Here is a 492-nt window from a genome sequence, read left to right as displayed (position 1 = left end):
TAAAGAATGCCTTATATAGGCATTCTTTTTATTTTAATAATTCTTTTTCTATTGACTTGTAGAAATTTTCCATCATAGTATTAAATTCTTTTGTTTTTTGAACGTAATTTGAAACAGCTGGTAGATTAAAAAAATCATTGTAATCTAAATTTAATTGATTAACTTTTTTAGAGGCATCTTCTAATGAGTAATTTGAATAAATATTATTTTTTTTATTTATATACATATCAAATTGTTTTTTTAGGTTTCTATTTCTATCTAATTCTAATTTACTTCTATTCATAGCTTTAAATTCATCAGTACTTTTTATAAATGAAGCAATTTCTTTTGATAATTGATTTATATTCATATTAAAATCCCCCTTTTATAAAATTCAGATACTATAGTTTATAAAATTAAGGCTTGTAATAGACCAATAATTAAAATTATTAATATGGAATATAAAAGTAATTAAGAAAAGATGTTAGTGAAAAAGGAGGTATTTAAACCTCC

At 20.5% G+C, this 492-nt stretch carries 1 protein-coding gene; it reads right to left on the bottom strand.

Annotated elements, in window-relative coordinates:
• Positions 1-28: 28 nt before the first annotated feature.
• Positions 29-349 (bottom strand): YlbF family regulator, encoded by a 321-nt coding sequence (locus G3997_RS07095; protein ID WP_296644856.1) that lies wholly within the window; start codon positions 347-349, stop codon positions 29-31.
• Positions 350-492: the final 143 nt, after the last annotated feature.

It is taken from the genome of Romboutsia sp. 13368 (assembly GCF_018336475.1).
Taxonomy (GTDB): domain Bacteria; phylum Bacillota; class Clostridia; order Peptostreptococcales; family Peptostreptococcaceae; genus Romboutsia.
This window is presented reverse-complemented; position numbering and strand designations above follow the sequence as displayed.